This is a genomic window from Pseudomonas sp. P5_A2_2, assembly GCF_054177685.1.
Map to the genome: position 1 here is coordinate 1 of NZ_JBGCUL010000594.1, position 2,864 is coordinate 2,864.

Genomic DNA, 2,864 nt, shown 5'->3' on the forward strand with positions numbered 1-2,864 from the left:
AGCCGCCTCGATGGCGGCGTTGAGTGCCAACAGGTTGGTCTGCTCGGCGACGCCGCGAATGGTGTCGACCACCAGTTGAATCTGCTGCCCTTGTTCACTGACCCGGCCCAGCGCCGCGGCAGTGTCGTTCAGGCGTTGATTGAGTTGCTGGATGCTCGCGGTGGTGCGCTGGCTGTCACGGCTGCTGTCGGCGGCAATGCGCCGGGTGTGCTGGGCGCTGCCGGACGCCTGTTCGCAACTGTGGGCCACCCCTTGGGAGGTGGCGGCCAATTGCGTCGCCGCAGCGGCAATCTGGCTGATCTGCAACTGCTGGGCTTCGACTTCGCCCAGGGCATCGCTGGAATGATGATTGAGGGTTTTCACCGCGTTGCTCAATTGCAGGGTTTCGTGATCCACCCCTTGCAGGCTGGTGCGCAGTTGAACCACGGCGACGTTCAGCGCGGTGCTGATGACTGCCAGCTCGTCCCGACCCTGAACCGGCACTTGCAGACTCAGATTGCCATCGCGCAACGCCTCGGCCAGCACCGTGATACCGCTGGCGCTGCGGCGGATCGAGGCCTGCAAGCAGATGAACAGATACAGTGCCGCCAACAGCAGGCAGCCCAACACGGCGGCCACCACAATGAACTGGCGGATCGCCGAGCCGTGGTAGTAATCCAGGCGTTGATCCAGCGACACCAGCGACTGCTGGCGCAACGAGGCGAGGTCGGAAAGCAGGGCATCGAGACTGTGTTCGAAGTCTTCCGGCTTGAGGTTGATGCTGCCGCCGAACACGCCGTCATCCAGCACCTTCAGGCCCGCATCGAGGTGCTTGAGGCTGTCGTGGTATTGCCCGGCCCAGGTTTGCAGGGCGCTGGGCAAGCGCGCTTCGAGCAGGCCAGCCGTTTTCACAAGCTGCTCTCGCGCATCGCCGATGCGGCTGCGCAAGTCGCGCAGTTGAAGACGGCTTTGCAGGGTAAACTGCCCAGACACCACCGAGGCCTGACCCATCGCCGCCAGACGACCGACCCGTTCGATCAGGTCCGGCGCATGCTGGGTGGAAATCTGCGTCAGCAAATAAGTCTCCAGCCACGATGCCAGCGTCAGGCGATTGTCCATGGCGATTTGCTCGCGCAAGGCTTGCAGGGCGCTCAAGGCGTTGGTGAAGCGATCATAGCCATCCGGCCACCAGCCAACATTGCTCAGACTTTTTGAGTCGAGGCCATCGAGAGCGGTTTGCAGAGCCTGATAACGCGTCAGGGTTTCGCCCTCTGCACTTTCTTTTTGCAGGGCCTGGCCTAACTCGGCAGTGGCCTGGCTGACGGCAGGCTGAACCGCATCGAAGGCTGCCATCGCGGCGAGGGTGGCCGGCGTTGGCTGGCGATTGGTTTCCGTGGCGCGCCACCGGGCGGCACGATCACGCTGGGCGCCGAGCAGGTCATCCAGCGCATCAAGAGCCAGCAGTTGCCGTACCCCGGCGCGTTCGCCGGAGATCAGGCTGAGTTTGTCGCGATAGTCCTGGCCGATCATCCACAGGCTGCCGGCCAGCGGCAGGATAAACAGCAGAAACAACAGCTGGAATTTGCGTGCGAAGCCGAAGCGCCCCAGCAGCCCGATCCCCGGTGATAAAAAAGCCTGCATGCCCCATGACTCCTCTGGACACCACGCACCATTGGCGTGCGCCGGAGGTTATTGCCCCCGACTCGTGCCCTCTTAAAAGGCCTCGAAAGTTCACCCTTGTCCGCTCTGTAGGCCGACTCTGTGGCGAAACTTCCCATTCTTGGTCTCCTTTGTAAGGAGGCCGCGTTCAAGCAGACAAGGAAGGCAAGATTCAGACCATGGCTTTGCGCCATCAAGGTTGTGGCGATGAAAAACGAAGTCGTTAGCAGGCTAAGGGGATGGCGTTGCCGCACTGAAAAATGGCACATTGACGCACCTGCACGTTTGTACCTCTTGTGTTTTGGAAACTCCCATGGCTATCAGCAACGCCCAGTCCGGCTCAGTGCCGGCGTCCGCTACGCCCCAAAGCAGTCCCCTGGTGATGCGCATCATCGGCGCGGTAGCGCTGGCGCATTTGATCAACGACCTGATCCAGTCGGTGCTGCCATCGATCTATCCGATGCTCAAGGCCAACTATGGCCTGACCTTCACCCAGGTCGGCCTGATCACCCTGACGTTCCAGTTGACGGCCTCGCTGCTGCAGCCGTGGGTTGGTTACTACACCGACCGCCATCCCAAGCCGTGGTTATTGCCGGCGGGGACGATCTGCACCCTGGTCGGGATTCTGATGATGTCGGTGGTCGGCAGCTTTCCATTGATTCTGCTGGCGGCGGGGCTGATCGGCATCGGCTCGTCGACCTTCCACCCGGAAGCGTCCCGCGTGGCGCGCCTGGCTTCGGGCGGGCGCTTCGGGCTGGCGCAATCGACCTTCCAGGTCGGCGGTAATGCAGGCTCGGCGTTCGGCCCGTTACTGGCGGCGGCGATCATCATTCCCTATGGTCAGGGGCACGTGGCCTGGTTCGGCCTGTTCGCGGTGTTTGCGCTGTTCGTGCTCTACCGGATCAGCCGCTGGTACGCCAACCACTTGAACCTGTTCAAGCTCAAGCAAGGTCAGGCGGCGACTCACGGCCTGTCCAAGGGCCGAGTGACCTGCGCGTTGGTCGTGCTCGGGTTGCTGGTGTTCTCCAAGTATTTCTACATGGCCAGCCTCACCAGCTACTTCACCTTTTACCTGATCGAGAAATTCGACCTGTCGGTCGCCAGTTCGCAGTTGCACCTGTTCCTGTTTCTCGGCGCGGTAGCGGCGGGGACGTTCTTTGGTGGGCCGATCGGCGACAGGATCGGGCGCAAGGCGGTGATCTGGTTCTCGATCCTCGGCGTTGCAC

The 2,864-nt window shown here is 62.0% G+C and carries 2 protein-coding genes; one reads left to right on the top strand and one right to left on the bottom strand.

Annotated elements, in window-relative coordinates:
- The coding region (locus tag ACXRVY_RS22790) for a methyl-accepting chemotaxis protein (RefSeq protein ID WP_458238302.1) at positions 1 to 1,620 on the bottom strand (1,620 nt) is incomplete at its 3' end.
- Positions 1,621 to 1,951: 331 nt separating this feature from the next.
- On the opposite strand from ACXRVY_RS22790, the gene ACXRVY_RS22795 reads away from it, so the two are divergent.
- Positions 1,952 to 2,864: MFS transporter (locus ACXRVY_RS22795; protein WP_458238303.1), on the top strand; the 913-nt coding region annotated here is incomplete at its 3' end.